This is a genomic window from Pseudomonas sp. IT-P2 (assembly GCF_949767575.1).
GTDB lineage: Bacteria > Pseudomonadota > Gammaproteobacteria > Pseudomonadales > Pseudomonadaceae > Aquipseudomonas > Aquipseudomonas pharyngis.
The window spans coordinates 253,737-272,446 of record NZ_CATKQA010000048.1; the positions used below are offsets into that span (position 1 = coordinate 253,737).

The 18,710-nt window shown below is 59.3% G+C and carries 12 protein-coding genes; 6 read left to right on the forward strand and 6 right to left on the reverse strand.

All coding sequences use genetic code 11. The annotated features are described in order from the left end of the window. Window positions 1–66: 66 nt before the first annotated feature. The gene (locus tag ACM6JM_RS28655) at window positions 67–564 is read left to right on the forward strand and encodes a winged helix-turn-helix transcriptional regulator (protein WP_414882866.1); all 498 of its coding nucleotides are present in this window, start codon (window positions 67–69) and stop codon (window positions 562–564) included. Window positions 565–634: 70 nt separating this feature from the next. Here ACM6JM_RS28655 and ACM6JM_RS28660 read toward each other — a convergent pair whose 3' ends face one another. The 6 genes from ACM6JM_RS28660 to ACM6JM_RS28685 form a co-directional block, all read right to left on the reverse strand. Continuing rightward, complete coding sequence (locus ACM6JM_RS28660; RefSeq protein ID WP_074688654.1) at window positions 635–2,050, reverse strand: purine-cytosine permease family protein; 1,416 nt, start codon at window positions 2,048–2,050, stop codon at window positions 635–637. Window positions 2,051–2,338: 288 nt separating this feature from the next. Continuing rightward, window positions 2,339–3,487: an acetylornithine deacetylase gene (gene argE, locus ACM6JM_RS28665; protein WP_210709858.1), complete on the reverse strand. Its 1,149-nt coding sequence runs from the start codon at window positions 3,485–3,487 to the stop codon at window positions 2,339–2,341. Beyond that, window positions 3,484–4,161: a DUF1028 domain-containing protein gene (locus ACM6JM_RS28670; protein WP_074688650.1), complete on the reverse strand. Its 678-nt coding sequence runs from the start codon at window positions 4,159–4,161 to the stop codon at window positions 3,484–3,486. The genes argE and ACM6JM_RS28670 overlap by 4 nt, the downstream gene beginning before the upstream one ends. Before the next feature lie 27 nt (window positions 4,162–4,188). Beyond that, complete coding sequence (locus ACM6JM_RS28675; protein ID WP_007950460.1) at window positions 4,189–4,605, reverse strand: RidA family protein; 417 nt, start codon at window positions 4,603–4,605, stop codon at window positions 4,189–4,191. A 58-nt stretch (window positions 4,606–4,663) separates the two neighbouring features. After that, entirely contained in the window at window positions 4,664–5,971 is a 1,308-nt protein-coding gene (locus ACM6JM_RS28680; RefSeq protein ID WP_414882867.1) for a flavin-containing monooxygenase, read from the reverse strand. Window positions 5,972–6,231: 260 nt separating this feature from the next. Further along, window positions 6,232–7,050, reverse strand: coding sequence for an alpha/beta fold hydrolase (locus ACM6JM_RS28685; RefSeq protein WP_064597308.1), 819 nt, complete (start codon window positions 7,048–7,050; stop codon window positions 6,232–6,234). Between the two features lie 184 nt (window positions 7,051–7,234). Here ACM6JM_RS28685 and ACM6JM_RS28690 point away from each other — a divergent pair, with 184 nt between their 5' ends. The 5 genes from ACM6JM_RS28690 to ACM6JM_RS28710 all read left to right on the forward strand — a co-directional run bounded on the left by ACM6JM_RS28690 (window position 7,235) and on the right by ACM6JM_RS28710 (window position 18,617). Further along, window positions 7,235–7,684, forward strand: a complete 450-nt coding sequence (locus tag ACM6JM_RS28690) for a winged helix-turn-helix transcriptional regulator (RefSeq protein WP_039766933.1) — start codon at window positions 7,235–7,237, stop codon at window positions 7,682–7,684. A 243-nt stretch (window positions 7,685–7,927) separates the two neighbouring features. Then, window positions 7,928–9,634, forward strand: coding sequence for a ShlB/FhaC/HecB family hemolysin secretion/activation protein (locus ACM6JM_RS28695; RefSeq protein WP_414882868.1), 1,707 nt, complete (start codon window positions 7,928–7,930; stop codon window positions 9,632–9,634). Between the two features lie 25 nt (window positions 9,635–9,659). Further along, entirely contained in the window at window positions 9,660–11,168 is a 1,509-nt protein-coding gene (locus ACM6JM_RS28700; protein WP_414882869.1) for a filamentous hemagglutinin N-terminal domain-containing protein, read from the forward strand. Continuing rightward, window positions 11,062–18,084, forward strand: a complete 7,023-nt coding sequence (locus tag ACM6JM_RS28705; RefSeq protein ID WP_414882870.1) for a DUF637 domain-containing protein — start codon at window positions 11,062–11,064, stop codon at window positions 18,082–18,084. Before ACM6JM_RS28700 ends, ACM6JM_RS28705 begins: the two co-directional genes overlap by 107 nt. A 182-nt stretch (window positions 18,085–18,266) precedes the next feature. Continuing rightward, window positions 18,267–18,617, forward strand: coding sequence for a hypothetical protein (locus tag ACM6JM_RS28710; RefSeq protein ID WP_134333930.1), 351 nt, complete (start codon window positions 18,267–18,269; stop codon window positions 18,615–18,617). The last annotated feature ends 93 nt before the right edge of the window (window positions 18,618–18,710 follow it).

Consider the following 18,710-nt stretch of genomic DNA (forward strand, 5'->3'; position numbering starts at 1 on the left):
CTCAGGGCTTGTTCCCGCATCGTATTGATATGATAATCATAGTAACTGTGAAAGAGGCAAGCCCTGATGGCTGTAAACGATAGTCTTCCTGAGACCCTGTGCCCGATTTCCCGGGCCGAGGCGATCGTCGGCGACCGCTGGACGGTGCTGGTTTTGCGCGAATTGTTCATGGGCAGCCATCGCTACGACGAGATCCTGGCCCAGACCCGCGGCACGCCGCAGATGGTCGCCGCCCGTCTGAAAAGCCTGGAGGCGGACGGACTGGTCGAGCGCCGCTTGTACAACGAGCGGCCGAAACGCTACGAGTACCACCTCACCGCGAAGGGCGAGGCGTTTTACCCGGTGGTGATCGCGCTGCGCGCCTGGGGAGAAACCTGGTGCAAGTCACCGGAAGAAGGGCTGGCGGTGAACATGACCCACAAGAACTGCAATCACAGCGCGGGCCTTGGGCCGGTGTGCGATCACTGCGGCGAAGTGTTGCGCCGTGAGGATTTGATCAGCCAGCCGCAAGAGGCGTACGCCGCGGAACGACAGGCGCGGCGTGAGGCGTTCAAAGCGAAATAGGCGGCCCCATCCAAAACAAAAAAGGCCCTCATTTGCGAGGGCCTTCGTGTGTCAGCGCAGAACGAGTGGCTTACAGACTGCCCGCCAGTTTCCCGGAGGTCAGCCGCCGACGATAAGCACTGTCACGGGTCGCCAGCCAGAAATACAGCGGCGAGGTCACCAGAAGGCCAACCAGCCACGACAGGTCCGCGCCGTTGATGTGCGCCGACACCGGCCCGACGTACAGCGGCGTGTTCATGAATGGAATCTGCACCGCAATGCCGATCGCATAGGCCAGCAGGGCCTGCGGGTTGTAACGGCCGTAAATGCCGCCATCGACCTGGAAGATCGAGCCGATGTCGTACTGGCCTTTGTGGATGGCGTAGAAGTCGATCAGGTTGATCGCCGTCCACGGCACCAGCACGACCAGCAGCACCAGCACCATGTCGACGAAGTGGCCGATGAAGTCCGCCGAGGCGCCGACCGCAGCGAAGCAGCAAGCCAGCAGGACGATGATCGAAATCACTGCGCGGCTCTTGGCGGTCGGGATCCAGCGGTAGGCGAAGGTCTGCACCAGGGTGATCAGCGACAGCACCGCGCCGTACAGGTTGAGGGCGTTGTGGCTGATGACGCTGAGCAGAAACAGCACCAGCATCAGCGGGCCGATGGCGCCGGTGGCGAGTTTCACCGCGTCCATGGTGTCCATGCCCACCGGGGTTGCCAGCACGGCGACGGCGCCGAACACGAACGACAGGCTCGAGCCCAGCGCCGAACCCAGATAAGTCGTCCAGAAGGTCGCCGCCACCGGCACGTTCGCCGGCAAGTAACGCGAGTAGTCCGACACGTAAGGCGCAAACGCGATCTGCCACAACGCCGCCAGCGACACCGTTGCCAGCCAGCCCGAGAGGTTGAAGCTGCCGCGCGTGAGAAAATCATCGGTCTGGATGTGGGTGAGGATGTAGCCGAAACCGATCACGATGCCGATCCCCAGCACCCAGGTGCCGATGCGGTTGAGCACGTGGATGAAGCGGTAACCGATGATCCCGATGATCCCCGAACCCAGCGCACCGATAACGATGCCGACGGGCACTGGAACGCTGTCGACCACGCCATGCAGGGACTTGCCGGCCAGCACGATGTTGGAGGCGAAGAAGCCGATGTACATGACGCCGGCAATCAACACCACCAGCAGCGCGCCGAGGGAGCCGAACTGCGCACGGCTCTGGATCATCTGCGGGATGCCCATCTGCGGGCCTTGCGCCGAGTGCAGCGCCATCAGCACACCGCCGACCAGATGGCCGACCAGAATGGCGACGATGCCCCACACCAGATTCAGGTGAAACAGTTGCACGCCGAGAGCGCCGGTGACGATGGGCAGCGGCGCGATGTTGCCGCCGAACCAGAGGGTGAACAGATCCCGAACCTTTCCGTGGCGATCTTCGGGTGGCACGTAGCCGATCGTGTGTTTTTCAATGAGCGGTGCAGACGTTGATGCAGAGGTGGTCATGACGAACTCCAAGGCAAGGACGAGTACGTGGACGTACTTCAATGAGCGCCGGCACGGACGGCGCATTTCTTGTTGGGGTGATCATGGGCAAGGAAAGGGCAGAGATAAATTAGTAGTTTTGTTGCTTCAGGCGTTAAAAAAACGAGGCTCTCCGGTCAGCTGAAAACGCTCTGTCCCGGGTATTTCAGCCCGGTGAACGACAACGCAGCTGACCTCCATCGGAGCAGCTGTCTGTCGGTGAGCCTGCGGCTCGGCTGCGAACTTCAACCCGCAGCCAGACCGGTTTTTTCAGAGGCGAATCGAAACCAGCATCCGTTGCAGCATCTCATCGCAGGCCTCGAGTTGGTCGAGGCTGACGAACTCGTCCGGCTTGTGGCCCTGATCCATGCTGCCGGGGCCGCACACCACCGTGGGAATCCCCACCGCGTCGAACAATCCGCCTTCGGTGCCAAAGGCCACGGTGCCGAAATCGTCCGAGCCACAGAACGTGGCGATCAGTTCCGCAGCCTTACTTCTGGCATCGGTTGCGAGCCCCGGATAGGCCGACAATTCGCTGAAACGGATATCGCTCTGCTCGCTGACGGCTCGCATTCGCGGCAGCATTTGCTGCTCGGCGTAGGCCTTGAGTTGCTGCGCGACCAACGCCGGATCCTGCGAGGGCAGGGCACGGATTTCGAAGTCGAAACGGCAATCGGCGGGGACGATGTTCAACGCCTTGCCACCGCTGATCACGCCGGTTTGCACCGTGGAATAAGGCGGGTCGAAACGCGGATCGAGGTGTTCATCCTTGAGTTGCCGGCCGATGCGTCCCAGCTCGCCGATCAGCTCGGCGGCGCATTCGATGGCGTTCACTCCGAGCGGCGCATAGGCCGAATGACAGGCGTGCCCCTGGACATCGCAACGTATGGCCAGTTTGCCCTTGTGCCCGAGCACCGGTTTGAGCTCGGTCGGCTCGCCGATGATGCACAGCAGCGGTTTGACCGGACGTTGCTCCAGCACCTTGAGCAGCGAGCGCACACCGAGGCAGCCGACTTCTTCGTCGTACGACAGGGCAAAGTGCACCGGCAGGCGCAACGGTGCTTCGATCAACGACGGCACCAGCGCCAGCACACAGGCGATGTAGCCCTTCATGTCCGCGGTGCCGCGACCGTAAAGCTTGCCGTCGCGCTCGCTGAGTTCGAACGGCGGCATCGTCCACGGCTGGCCATCGACGGGCACTACATCGGTGTGCCCCGACAGCACGATGCCCGGTTGATCGGCCGGGCCGATCGTGGCGAACAGGTTGGCTTTGCTGCGCTCATCGTCGTAGATCAGCTCGCACGGCACATCGAAACCTTCGAGGTAGTTGCGCACGAACTCGATCAATTGCAGGTTGGACTCGCGGCTGGTGGTGTCGAACCCCACCAGCGTCTTGAGCAACGCGACGCTGTCGCTCATCGGTCGTCTCCGGCAACTCCATAACCCGGCGCCTTGGCCGGATCGAGGGCGCGGTCGATGTAGTCCTGAAGCTGCGGACGATAGGCGTCCCACAGTTTTTGCAATTGGCCGATCGGGTCCTCATCGGCCCAGTCCACCCGCAGGTTGACGATGGGCCAGGTCAGTTCACCGACCACGACCACGGCTGCCGAATGCACCGGGCCTGCTTCACCGCCCAAGGCCTGGGCGGCGTGCAGGGCGTTGATCAGGCGATCCGCCAATTGACCTTCGCCTTCTTCGAACGCGCTGACCATGGCTTCGATCACCGAGCGCCCGGCGAGCATGTTGCCCGCCGCCACGCATTGCTCGCCCGACACGGCGTTGTGCACGCCGAGGGTCTGCGCGCCGCTGAAATGTGCGGTCTGGCCGAGGTGATTGATCGCCGTGATCTGCCGGTACTGGCTGTAGCCGTTGCGGGTCAGCACCTTGTCCAGTGCAGCCTCGGGTGCCAGGCCTTGTTCCATCAGGGCAAGCACTTCCGGGCCGAGGGACGGCAGGGTGATGTTCTGGCTCGACACCGCGCCGACCCCCGGCAACAGCCAAGGGCAGCGGGCGCCGACGGCGATGCTGGAGGAGCTGATGGCGATGCCGAACTGACCGGTTTCGGGGCAACGGGCGGCGATGGAAAATGTCATGTGTGGCCTCCTTTCGCTAAGGTCGAATTACTCGGGAATCACCGCAACCACATCAATCTCCATCAGCCACTGCGGCTGACCCAAAGCCGACACCACCAGCCCGGTGGAAATCGGGAACACACCCTTCAGCCATTTGCCGACTTCCTGATACACCGGCTCGCGGTAGCGCGGGTCGATCAGGTAGGTGGTGGTCTTGACGATATGGCTCAGGTCGCTGCCGGCCTCTTCGAGCAGTTGCTTGACGTTGCGCATCGCCTGTTCGGTCTGCGCGCGCGGGTCGCCGAGGCCGACCAGTTCACCGTCGAAATTGGTGCCGACCTGGCCACGGACATACACGGTGTTGCCGGCGCGCACGGCCTGGCACAGGTCGTTGTCCAGGGTCTGGTTCGGGTAGGTGTCCTTGGTGTTGAACATGCGAATGCGGGTGTGGGTTGGCTGACTCATGTGAGGCTCCTGACGAAATCGGACCCGGCGCGACGGGCGCCGGGATTGAAGAGGGAAATCAAGCGTCGACGGTGTCGACAGCGTGGTTGTGCAGCGCGGCTTCGCGTTGTTCGGCATCGCGATAGGCCAGGTATTTGCGTTGGGTGGCGATGTGATCGGCCACGTGTTTGGCGTCGTGCCACACGCCCCAGATGAACGACGACCCGCGCCGCGACTGCCACGGCAAACCGAGGAAATACACACCCGATTCGCTGGACACGCCGCGCTGATGTTGCGGCTTGCCGTTGTCGTCGAAAGCGGCGACTTTCAACCACGAATAGTCCACGGCAAACCCGGTGGCCCAGATGATCGAGGTGATGCCGGCGGCGGCCAGATCGAGATCGGTCAGCGGGTTTTTTACGCATTCAGGGTCCGGATACGTCTCGCGGGCTTCCGGTTCCAGCGGCAGGTCGAGGCCGTTGCTTTCGATATAGGCGTCGGCGGCATCCAGCAGCGCGAGGTAGTTCTCGTCGCCACGTTTGAGGTTGTCGCGCAGGTCCTGTTTGAAGGTCACCACGCCGTCGCTGAACGATTCGGTGACGCCGACCAAGGTCATGCCGCGATGGGCCAGACCACGGAAGTCGATGGTGCGGCCACCGTGGGCGCCGCTGACGGCGATGGTCACATGCTCGCGGCCGGGTTTCATCGCGGCCTGATCCCACTCGCCGAGCACGCCTAGCCACCAGCAGAAATCACGGTTGCGGTAAGCGCGGGGAGGGCGATCGTGGGCGCCGACCGAGAGGTAAACCTGCTTGCCCGAGCGCTGCAATTCATCGGCGATCTGCACGCCCGATGAACCGGCACCGACCACCAGCACTGCGCCGGCCGGCAGTTGTTGCGGGTTGCGATAGTCGGCCGAGTGAATTTGCAGCAGACGCTCATCTTTTGGCGCAATGGCCGGGATCACCGGACGCTGGAACGGACCTGTTGCAGCGACGACGCGGGCGGCTTCGATCACGCCTTCGGAGGTCTCGACGGTGAAGCCAGGACGTCCGACATTGCGCACCACGCTTTTTACCTCGACGCCGGTGCGGATCGGCGCGTTGAATTTTTTCGCATAGGCTTCGAAGTAGTCGGCGACGCGTTCCTTGTGGGCGAAACCGTCCGGATCGACATCATCGAATTCCATCCCCGGAAACCGGTCGTGCCACGCCGGACCGTTGGCCACCAGCGAGTCCCAGCGCCCGGTGCGCCAGCGTTCGGCAATGCGGCTGCGCTCCAGAACGAGGTGCGGCACCCCGAGTTTGCTCAGGTGTTCACTCATGGCCACACCCGCTTGACCGGCGCCGACAACAAGCGTGTCTGTTTTTATTATTTCAGTGGTCATCTCTGATCCCTTCTCACGAGGCCGTTGGATTCAGGTCGCTGTCGACCTGTTCTCTGTGCTTGGGATCAGACTAGGGAGGGGGTGGTTATCGGTAAAATATTATTAAGCTGGCATGTGAAGATAAAAACGTGATGCAGAGGTCTGAAAGCCCCGTAAACAAGGGGCTTCGCCCTGGCACCGGAATCCGGGACAACGAAAAAAAGGGCCGTCGACAGGTGTGTCGACGGCCCTTTTCAGTTGGCGCTTGATTTACATCGAATTCAACGATTGAGGAACGCCAGCAGGTCTTCGTTCAGTGCCTGCGCATGGGTCACGGCAAACCCGTGCGGCGCACCGGCATAAACCTTCAGCTCGGCACCCTTGATTTGCTCGGCGGCGCGTTTGCCGGTGGTTTCGAACGGCACGATGACGTCGCCGTCACCATGGATCACCAGCGTCGGCACATCGATTTTCGCCATGTCAGGACGGAAGTCGGTTTCCGAGAACGCAGTGACGCAATCCACGGTGCCTTTGAGCGAGGCCAGCAGGGCGATGTTCAGGGTTTGTGTCAGCACGCCGTCCGAAACTTTCTGACCTTTATCGAGGCCATAGAACGGCGTGTTGAAGTCTGCGATGAACTGCGCGCGATCCTTCAAAAGACCCGCCTTGATCCCGTCGAATACCGACTTGTCGACGCCCTCGGCGAAGTCCGGTTTCTTGCCGAACAGCGGCGTTACCGCGCCCAGCAACACCAGCCCGGCGACACGCTCGCTGCCGTGACGCGCGATGTAGCGGCTGACATCGCCGCCGCCCATGGAGAAGCCGACCAGGGTCACGTCACGCAGGTCGAGGTGCTCGATCAGTTGCGCGATGTCATCGGCGAAGGTGTCGTAGTCGTAGCCGGTCCACGGCTGCTCGGAACGGCCGAAGCCACGGCGGTCGAAGGCGATGGTGCGGTAGCCACGGCTGCTCAGATATTCCATCTGGTATTCCCACATGTCGGCATCCAGCGGCCAGCCGTGGCTGAACAGCACGGGCTTGCCGCTGCCCCAGTCCTTGAAATAGATCTCGGTGCCGTCTTGGGTCGTGAAGGTGCTCATGAAAACTCCTTATGTCGGGGCGTGTGTGGTTGCCGGGATGGCATCGCTGACTATCGCGGTTAAGCGTCTGGTCTACTTGTACGCAGGTGCTAAGTTTCGCCAGCCGATCAGCGTAGACGCCTGCGGGCGTCAGAGTTGTAAGATGCAACCACGATTTGATGACCGTTTTGCTGGAGAGCGCTGGATGAAACGCAAAAGCCTGGAGGGCAACATCTGCCCGGTTGCCCGGACACTCGACCTGATCGGTGACTGGTGGTCGTTGCTGATCATCCGCGACGCGCTGGAGGGCATCAGTCGTTTCAGCGATTTCGAGAAGAGCCTGGAAATCGCCAAGAACATGTTGAGCATGCGGCTCAAAGGGCTGGTGGAGCGGGGCATCCTGCGCCTGGTGCCGGCGTCCGACGGCAGCGCCTACAAGGAGTACGTGCTGACGGAAAAAGGCCGGGCGTTGCAAACCGTGATCGTTGCGTTGTCGCAGTGGGGTGGGGAGTTCATGTTCGAGCCTGGCGAGCCCGGGTCGGTGATGGTAGATGCGCAAAAGCGTCAGCCGATCAGGAAGCTTCAGTTGCTGTCGGCCGATGGTCGGGTGCTGGCGCCGGAAGATGTGGCGACGAAACTGGCGGTTGAGCACTGAGGTGAAGTAAGCGGGGTCTGTCGGATGTTTCGTTTTTCGGAACGTTCTCTGATTTGGTGACCGTTTTTCCTTGTTTGATCTACGAAACATCCTGCATCTCTGTCGGAGTCGGAGTCGGACGATTTCACCGATGCCGCTCGTCGGCCACACTATTTCGGTGAATCCTTAAATTGACGTCAGAATAGTGGCTCTTTAACATGGTGCCACTATTCTGATATCGCTTTCCGTCTCGAGGGATCGAACATGTCCTCACCCGCCCTCGTGGCGAGGTTGTGCCTGGCTTTGCTATGCCTTTCTCCGCTCCAAACCGCACTTGCAGCACCCACCCCCGGTGAAACCGACCTGATCCGCGAACGCCAGAACCGTCTGCTCGACGAGCAGCAGCGACGGCTCGAAGAACTCAAGGATCTACCTGGCAAAGAGGCCAAACCGGCGCAGCCGGAAGCCCCCACCGACACGCGTTGCTTTCAGATCAACGACATCGAGCTCAAAGGCGCCGACAGCCTGTCGGAGAGCGACAAGAGCCGTTTGCTCAAACCCTACCTCGGCCAGTGCCTCGGTGTGCCTCAGCTGAATGAAGTGCTGAAGGTCATCACCGATCACTACATCGAGAAGGGTTGGGTGACCAGCCGTGCTTACCTGCCACAGCAGGATCTGTCCGGTGGACATCTCAAAGTACTGGTGGTGGAAGGCAAACTCGAGGGCTTGAAAGGCGCCGACAACAGCAAGCTTTCGGAGCGTGAGTTGTCGATGGCGTTTCCCGGCAAGGCCGGTGAGTTGGTGAACCTGCGCGAGATCGAGCAAATGGTCGATCAGCTCAATCGCCTCCCTTCCAACCAGGCCCAAATGGAGCTGTCGCCAGGCAAGAACGTTGGCGGCAGTGAGGTGTTGGTCACCAACACCCCGCAGAAACCATGGCGCGCCGGGCTGTCGCGTAGCAACGACGGCCAGCGCAGCACCGGTGAACAGCAGTGGGGCACCACGTTCGATTGGGACAGCCCGTTGGGTCTGGCTGACCAGTTGAGTCTGCGCGGTGGTCACGACGCGATGACCGATCACCAGCACACCTCCAACAACGCCATGCTCAACTACAACCTGCCGTGGGGCTGGTGGAACTTCAGCTACACCTACAGCCAGAGTGAGTACCGCTCGCAGATCGCTGCCAACGGCTACAATTTCAAGCAGACCGGCGACAGCGAGAACCATCAGTTGCGCGCCGAGCGGGTGATCCATCGCGACTCGGTCAGCAAGACCTCCCTCAGCGCCGGTCTGTCGTATCTGCGCACCAACAACTTCATCGAAGACAGCAAGCTCAAGCTGAGCAGCAACCGTATCAGCGAAGCACAGTTCGGCTTCAACCACGGGCGGCGGATCGGCAGCGCTTTCGTCAACTTCGATGCCGGCATGCAGGAAGGCATCGGCGCGTTCGACGCTCAGGGCAGCCACGATCCGGGCCCCGGCGAGCCTGACGCGCGCTATCGCAAGTACACCGCGACCCTGAGCTATCTGCAGCCATTCAAAGTGTGGGGCGAGTCCTTCAGCTTCAGCAGCCTGATGACCGGCCAGCGCAGCGAAGACGTGCTGTTCAGCCCGCAGCGCACCAGCCTCGGCGGGTCGTCTTCGATCCGTGGCTACAAGGATCAATCGCTGTTAGGCGACAGCGGCGGCTATTGGCGCAACGACCTGCGCTGGTCGCGCCCGATCAACGCCGAATGGCTGCGCCCGGTGTTCGCCGAATACGGCACCAGCCTCGGTTACGACCAGGGCGTGATTCGTGGCGACCGTTACAACGGCGAGCAACACGGGCGCATGTCGAGCAACTCGCTGGAGCTGTTTGCGCGTGGCGAACACGTGGCAGCAAGTGTGACTTTTGCCCATTCCCTGGAACGCCCTGACGTGCTGACCGAGCGCGAAGCGCCGATCTATTTCCGCGTGGATTTCTTCCTCTAGTTTTTGCCCTTTCCGAGATTCTGCTATGGAGTTCCGCCAACTGGCCTTTCTGGCCAGTCAGCCTTCTGCTGCCGTAAAAAACCGTGAACACTTCTGGGGCATGCCCAAACGCGGACTGGCGTTCCTGCTGGCCAACGTCATGTTCTGGCAACCGATGTGGGCGCAGGCAGACGGAATTGTGGTCAGCGCGCCCGGCACCACGCTCGACCGGGCGGGCAACGGCGTGCCGATCATCAACATTGCCACGCCCAACGGCGCAGGGCTGTCGCACAACCAGTTCCACGATTACAACGTGGACGCCCAAGGCCTGATCCTCAACAACGCGACCAGTCGTACTCAGCTGACGCAGATGGGCGGGATCATTCTCGGTAACCCGAACCTGCGCGCAGCAGCTGCGCAAACCATCCTCAACGAAGTCAACGGTGGCAGTCCGAGCCAGTTACGCGGATATACCGAAGTGGCGGGGCAGTCAGCGCGGGTGATCGTCGCCAACCCGTACGGCATCAGCTGTAACGGTTGCGGCTTCATCAATACACCACGCGTCACCCTCACCACCGGTAAACCGTTACTCGATGGCGCGGGTCGGCTGGATCGTTTCCAGGTCGATCAGGGCAGCGTTTCCATCGATGGCAAAGGTCTGGATGCCAGCGCCGTCGACAGCTTCGAAATCATTACCCGCAGTGCGCAGATCAACGCGCAGATCCACGCCAAACGCCTGAACATCACCACCGGTCGCAACGATGTAAACGCCGAAACGCTGAGCGCCACGGCGCGTGCCGATGACGGCAGCGCCAAGCCGCAACTGGCGATCGACTCTTCGGCACTCGGCGGGATGTACGCCGGGGCAATCAAACTGGTCGGGACCGAGGCCGGTGTCGGCGTGAAACTGGCAGGCGAACTGGCGGCCAGCGCCGGTGATATCCAGATTGACGCCAATGGCCAACTGACGCTGGCCAAAGTCACGGCCAGCAATGCGGTCGACATCAAGGCCAACAGTCTTGAGGCGCAGCAAACCGTTTACGCGGGCACGCAATTGACCGTGCAAACCGCTAAGGATCTGGTCAACCAGCAAAGCCTTGCCGCCAGGGACAGCGTTCGCCTGACCAACGGCGGCACATTGACCAACGCCGGCGTGATCGAAGCCGGAGTGAATGCGGATAACAGCCGTAACAGCAATGGCGATGTTTCCATCAACAGCGGCTCGGTGAGCAACCGTGGCAGTGTATTGGCCAGTCGCTCGCTGAGCGCGAGTGCCGCAGGTGTTTTCGATAACCAGAACGGTATCGTCCAGGCCAAAGACGTCGCCCTAAGCGCCACTCGCCTGGTCAACCAAGGGGCTGACGCACGGATCTACGGCGAAACCAGTCTCGCGTTCAACGTCCCGGCTATCGTCAACCTCAGTGGCTTGATCCGCTTCGGGCACCGAGTTGCTCAATCAGGGCGGCACGCTGGCCGCCGATTCGATCCGGATCACCGGCACTCGGCTGGACAACAGCAGCAAGGGTGTCATCAGTGCCGAAAACGGCAATGTTGATCTGACGCTGGATCAGGATTTCGATAACCACGACGGCAAGGTGCAGGCATCGAAACACTTGAGCGTCGCTACCCAGAGCATCAACAACCGCAATGCCAGTCTGACCGGTAAAACCCTTGAGCTGACCAGTCGCGGCAAGCTCGACAACACCCAAGGCACGATTTCATCCGACGACAGCGTGCTGTCCAGCGAAGACCTGGACAACACTCAGGGCTTGATTCAGGGCAAAACGACCCTGAACCTGACCGCACGCGATCTGGGCAACGCCAATGGCCAACTGCTCGGCGGTGTTGTCGATGCGACGCTGGACAATCTCACCAACAATGACAAAGGTGCGATCAGTGCCGAAACCGGCAAGCTCACGCTGGTCGTCAACAAGCACCTGAACAATGCCTTGGGCCGACTACAAGCCAGCCAGGGTGATGTAGATATTCACGCCGACAGTGTCGACAACCGCAAAGGCGTGGTGGCTGCGCAACAATTGCTGTTGGTCGCTCGCAATGGCCACATCGACAACCGTGGTGGACGGGTGATCGGCGATCGCTTCGACCTGCAAGCGACCAGCCTCGATAACAGCGACAGCGGTCTGCTGGCGGCAGGTGTTGACGGTGCCCGCTTGATTCTCAAGCAAGCCGTCGCCGGTCAATCGCAACTGCTCAATCAAAAGGGCCGGATCCAGAGCGACGCCGACCTGTACATCGAAAGCGATACGGTCGACAACAGTGCCGGTGTCCTGCTCGGTAAAACCCTCGAAGTCACCGCGACCCGACTGAACAACAGCGACAAGGGCGGCATCGTCGGCACGGGCGGCAACATTGCGCTGAAAATTGCCGGGGTCTTCAAAAACGTCACGGGCGTGGTCGATGCTGGCGAGCAACGCGTGCTGCTCGACCAATTGGTCGAACTCGACAATCGCGGCGGCACGTTGCGCGGCCAGCGTCTGGACATCACCAGTACGACCATCGACAACCGTGACGCGGGCCAGATCATTGCAGGCAGCGATGGTCTGAAAATCGTCGGTAGCACACTGCTGAACCAGCAGGGCGCGATCCTCGCCAATGGCAGCCACGCAGAACTCGCGCTGGGCACCGGCAACCTGCAGAACCAGGGGGGCACGCTGCAGGCCGACACCCTCGACATCACCAGCGCCGACCTCGACAACAGCGCAGTCAACGGCAAGGCCGGTTTGATCTCCAGCCTGCTGGGCGATTTGAAGTTGACGGTGACACGTCTGACCAACCGCGCCGGCAAGCTATTCGGCAAAGACCAGGTCGTTTTCGATGGGGCCACCCTGGACAACGCAGGCGGCGAAATCAGCGGCAATCGACTGGGCCTCGAGGCGGTCAGTCAGATTCTCAATCAGGGCGGACTGATCGAGTCGGGCACGGACCTGAAACTGATCAGCGGCCAACTGAACAACAGCGCTGGCGGGCAGATTCGCGCACTGGGCGGAGCGTCCAGCCAGATCAAACTGACCGGCAACCTGAACATCCAGAACGGCGTCATCGAGATCGGCAGTCAGGATCTGGAACTCGCCGGCATCCAGCTCAACAACCTCAGCGGCAGCGTGCGTCACGCCGCGCAAGGGCTGTTCAACCTGGATCTGAATAACCTGACGGGCACGCAGGGCAGCCTCACCGGTCTGGGCAAAGGCGTCTGGGATGTTGCGGCGGTCAATGGTGTGGGCACCTGGCAACTCAATGGTGGGCTGACTTACACCAGTTCGCAGGATTTGAACCTCAATGTCGGGGATCGCATCGCCAGTGCTTCGGCGCTGAACCTGAATGTCGCCAATCTGAACAACGCCGGGCAACTGCTCAGCGATGGCGACCTGACGCTGACCCTTGGCGGCAGCTTGATCAATAGTGGTCGAGTGTCGGCTCAACAAAAACTCACCATCAACGCCAACGACGTGATTCAACAGGACGGTCGACTCGTCAGCGGTGGCGATACCGTGATGACCTTGCGCGGCACGCTGGACAACCTCGGTCGGCTGATCGCCAACCAGAACCTTACGGTGACGGCTGCACAGATCAACAACAAAGGCACCTTGGGCGCCCAGGGCAATCTGGAATTCAACGCCGCCAACGGCATCTCCAACGTAGCCGATACGCTGCTGTTCAGCGGCGGCACGATGAAGTTGCATGGCAGCAGCCTGAGCAACTATTACGGCGATATCTACAGCCGGGGCAATCTCACGGTCGACGCAGTGGGTGGTGGTCGTGCTGCGTTGTTCAGCAACTTGTCGGGGACGGTCGAGGGCGAGGGGGATATCGACATCAATGCGGTGTCGGTGGAAAACGCCAAAGCGGTTTTCGAGATCTCTCAGGGGCTGAACTCCGGCGACATCAGTTGGGTGTGTGGCCAGCATTGTGGCGGTCACGATGGTTGGAAGCGCGGCACGATTACGATCAACCGAACCTACAGGGATGTCGTACTCAAGGATTCGACCGCTGCGCGTTTTGTCGCCGGTCGAAACCTGACGATTCATGGCGGCAATGTCGAAAACCGCTACAGCCTGATGGCTGCCAACGGCAACCTCAGCCTGACCGCAGACAATCTGCTCAACCAAGGTGCCAAGTCTCGTGACGGCTACTCGACAGAGATCATCGGAACTCCTGGCCACATCGACAATAGTCTGTGGGACAGGATGGAGTTCATTGATGTCCCCGCGTTCAACGCAGCCACCGCTGCGGGACATTTCGATGAAGCGCGTTTCGAGGAACTGGTTGAAACCACGATGGACAGCCGGTTCAAACATCCTGACATGGTCGAGATCCATTGGCAGGACGCTGGCAGTACGGTGTATGCGGGAACCCTGCAGGCCGGGGGTAGCGTCAGCCTGAACGTGAGCAACAACCTTCAGAACGGTACGCTGCACGACAACACCTACGATCAGCTGACCGGCAAACTGGACAGCGATCAGACCTTGGGTGTCGGGGTTCTCAATATCAACCTGGGTAAACGCAGCGGCCCAGCGGACGCTCAGGTGGCCAGGGATGTGACGCGGATCGAGCGCCTGGACGCCGATGGCGTGAAGCAAATCAGTTTCGTACCCATCGACTTCAAGGGCGTTCCGTTTACCGCCGTAGACCCGACGGCATCGTCGACGTTCAGGCTGCCCAAGGGCCCGTACGGCATGTTCGTGCAGAGCCCGAATCCGCAGAGCCGCTACCTGATCGAAACCAATCCGGAGCTGACTCAGACCGCGCCATTCATGAGCTCGGACTACCTGCTGGGCAAACTCAATTTCAGCGCAGATGAGGCTGCCCGTCGCCTCGGCGATGGCCGCTACGAATCGCGTTTGATCAGCGATGCCGTCTTGGCTCAGACCGGCCAGCGTTTTCTGGCCGGTGGCTTGAACAACGATTACGAGCAATTCCGTTACCTGATGGACAACGCGCTCGCCAGCAAAAACGAGCTGAATCTGGCGGTGGGTGTCGCCCTAACGTCCGAGCAGGTGGCGGCGCTGACGCATGACATCGTCTGGATGGAAGAGCGCGTCGTCGATGGCCAGAAAGTACTGGTGCCAGTGTTGTATCTGGCGCAGGCCGAGTCGCGCAACGTGCGCGGCGGCAGCCTGATTCAGGGGCGTGATCTGGAAATGATCGCCGGCAACGACCTGGTCAACGTCGGGACTCTGCGGGCCACCAATAACCTCACGGCAGACGTCAAAGGCAGCCTTTATAGCGGTGGTCTGGTCGAGGCCACCGAACGCCTGAGCCTGATGGCCACCGACAGCATCCGCAATGCGCTGGCCGGTGATATTCGCGGTAATCAGGTCAGCATGAGCACCCTCAAGGGTGACATTGTCAACGACCGGACCGCCGTGACTTACAGCCCGGGGCAGGGGTTGCGCACTTCCCTTGATGACGGCGGCAACATCAGCGCCCGCGATACGTTGAGCATCAAGTCCGGCCGTGACTTGACCAACTCCGGCACGATCACCAGCGGCGCCGATGCAGACCTGAGCGCGACCCGCGACATCGACTTACTGGCGGTTCAGAACGTCAACGAGATCCACACAATCGAGAACGGCGGACATCGCTCGACCGTCACCACAACCGTGGAAAACCTCGCGTCCAGCGTGAAAAGTGGCGGCAACCTGAAGCTTGACGCCGGTCGTGACATCAACGTCCTCGCCAGTACGGCACAAGCCAAAGGCGATCTGCTTGCCGACGCGAAACAAGACTTGAACATGGCTTCGGCGAGCGACGAACACAATGTCGAGACCAACAGCAAAAGTGGCAAGAAACGCGTCCACGAAGAAGACAACCACACCGTCCAGAAAGCAGCCGAATTCATCGCGGGCGGCGACGTAAAAACCACTTCCGGTCGCGATACCACGTTGGTGGCGAGCAAGATCAGCGCGGGCAATGAAGCCTATGTGTATGCGGGTAATGACCTGAGTCTGCTGGCCGCGCAGAACAAGGACTACACCCTGTACGACATGAAAGAGAAGGGTGGTTTCGGCGCCAAGAAAATGAAGCGCGACGAAGTTACCCAGATCACTCATGTGGGGAGCGAGATCAAGACCGGGGGCAATCTCACGCTGGTTAGCGAGGGGGATCAGCGCTATCAGGTGGCGAAGCTTGAAAGTGGCAAGGGCATCACGCTGGACAGTGGTGGGCAGATTTACTTCGAAGGGGTGAAGGATCTCCATGATGAAAGCCATGTAAAAAGCAGCGACAGCCTTGCCTGGACTTCGATGAAAGGGGAAGGCAACACAGACGAAACGTTGCGCCAAAGTGCTTTGGTTGCAAAAGGAAAGCTGACCATCCATGCCGTCGATGGTTTGAAAATCGATGTTCGCAAGCTGAATGAACAGACTGTCAGCCAAGCCGTTGATGCGATGGTCGCTACGGATCCTGAACTGGGCTGGTTGAAGGAGGCGGAAGCCAGGGGCGATATCGACTGGCATCGCGTGGAGGAAATACACAAGAGTTTCAAATACGAGCACTCGGGGCTTGGCGCTGGTGCGCAGTTGATATTAGCCATCCTGCTGGCGGCAGTGACGGGAGGGGCAGGGGCTGCGCTGGTTGGAGCGGCGGAAGGGACCATTTATGCGACCGCTGCAAATCTGGCCTTCGTTTCGTTGGAGACGACCGCGGCCAATAGTGCGATCAGCAATAAGGGCAAGTTAAGTGCAGTTGCCAAAGACACCTTCAGCAAAGAAAGCCTCAGGAATGCCGCAATTGCGGGAGCAACCGGTGCGTTTACTCAAGGGGTAATCGACCCGTATCTGGGAGGCAAAACAGTACCGTTCAATAACCTGACCAAAGGCTTCGACCTTAATACGGTCGGGGGCATTGGTGGTCTCGCAATTCATGCCGGGGCACAGGGGCTCGCTGCGGGGGCAATCAAGACGGCTATTGGAGGAGGCAGTCTCGGCCAGAATCTGCAACAGAGTCTGGTGGCGCAGGCCGGTAATGTCGTAGCCGCTACAGCGTTCAACTTTGTTGGAGGGTACGCCCAGAGTCATTGGCAAGAAGCAAAAGAAGCGGGCGATTCGGTCGGCATGGCGATGTGGAAAGAGGGTGGTATTGCTCGTACCGCCATGCATGCGTTGTTTGGCGGCGCTGTATCCAGTGCCACTGGGGGCGATTTCAAGACCGGTGCAGTTGCGGCGGGTGCCAATCAGGCAATGGCTGGCGTTCTGAACTCCACTTTCGAAAATAAACCCGAGTTACGCCAGGCCTTTTCTCAAATTGTCGGTTTGACCGCCGCTGGATTGGCGGGGGGGGATGTCAATAAGGGGGCCTGGGTCGCGTTGATGGCTGACCAGTACAACCGTCAGCTCCATCTGAAAGAAACCGTAGCGCTGGAGAAGTTGCAGAAAGAGTCGCCGGATAAAGCATATGAGCTCAAAGCGGCTGCATGTGCGTTGGTTCATTGCAGTGAGTCAATACCAACGGGTGATCCGAATTATCAGGAGTTCAAGGATCTAGAAACCGCCGGCAAAGGCTTCAAGGGGGCGCAAGACGCTCTGCTCGCATCAGGGGCGTTTGACGAGTACTCAAAGTGGGACCAGGCCAACGATGCACTCGGGCGTAATGAAGAAAGCGCTCAGCGCTCAATTGCTGCGCGACAAGCGATCTTTGGCGCTGTGGGTGCTGTAACCGGTTACGGGGGCGCGGTAGCCTTAAGCCCGGCCTGTGTGAGTGTGGTTGGTTGCACGCTGCCAGCAATGTCCGCATTGGGGGGGGCCGTTTCCTTCAGGGATGGCTGGGAAGCCACTGGCCGACTGTTTGCACCTTACGAATACACGCAGGGCGACAGAGTAAGTGCGTCCTTCAGCAGTGATACATATCCCGGTGATGTAAATCCGCTTCGTGATTACGGCACGGAGGCTGCGAAAGCTGCGCTGGAAATGGCGTTGTTGAAGGGGGCAGCGAAGTATCTGGAGAGGACCGGGTCTTCGGTACTGGTTTCGGGGGGAAATGGACTGAAACCGAAGACTGGGGATAATCTGGCCGAGCCACTTGAAGCTGAGCAACTGGGTAGCGGGGCTAAGGGGACTGGTGCATTCCTCGAAGGTGTTAATGGCGGAACAGGCCTTGGTAAACTGACGGAGCGAAAAGTAAATGTTTCTGATAGAGGCTTATATATAGTAGAGAGCCATTTGGAAAAGTTTGGGGTTGTACCAGAGAATGAATTGATGGTTAATAGGCTGCGGGCAGCGCTAGCTGAAGGGCGACCAATAGAAGGTGCAGATGCGAGCTTCTATATTCATGAGTTGTCTGAATATACCATGATGAATAAGGGCTTGGACTATAGTTCTGCGCACCAAGGGGCACTTGGTAAATACCAGGTTTCACCATACAGTGTTTATCACCCAGATGTTATCAATGCTATTAACGCTGCTGAGCCTGGGTCTTTCAATCCTAATTGGTTAAAGTTTTGGGGGCAGCAATGATTGTTAGTGGTGGTTTTGGGCGACTGGGTAAATTTCGGTTTTGGTGCGATGAGCCTCATGTTTCTGATTGTAGATGGTTCAGAGCTCATAAGTCTGATTTCGCTGGTGTAAATGACCGGGCTGAACTGGCTGGAGTGCGAAGCATAGTGCTTGAAGCAATGGAGCCTAGAGGTGCCAGGACCTTGTACGCGATGCTTGGATTGCATTACCTAGCGGAAACTGGAGAGTTTAGAGTAAACGTTGTTAACCACTCACCGAATTCTGCAGTCTATGAGGGCTCTCTTATAGATGATTTTGAGGTGGCGCATTTTGGTTTGCCAGCAAATTATGCAGCCGCATCCGTTGCTGGCATGAAACGCGGGCTAGCTGATACCGTTGGTGCTGATGGAGGTCGGGTAGATATTTGTTGTGCGGCATATGGAAGTGTTTCTTCAAGTGAACCTTTTTTTGAAAAGCTAGGCTTTACCTTGGCTCACCTTTTACGGTTGTCATGTGATGATATTTCAGAGGGTTTGATTGGTTCTTATCTTTAATTTTTTTTATTAATTTATAACTAATTAATAAAAATAGAAAAAGGAACAAAAGAAAAGGGGTGGATTTATTTGATTTATCTTTTGATTTAATAA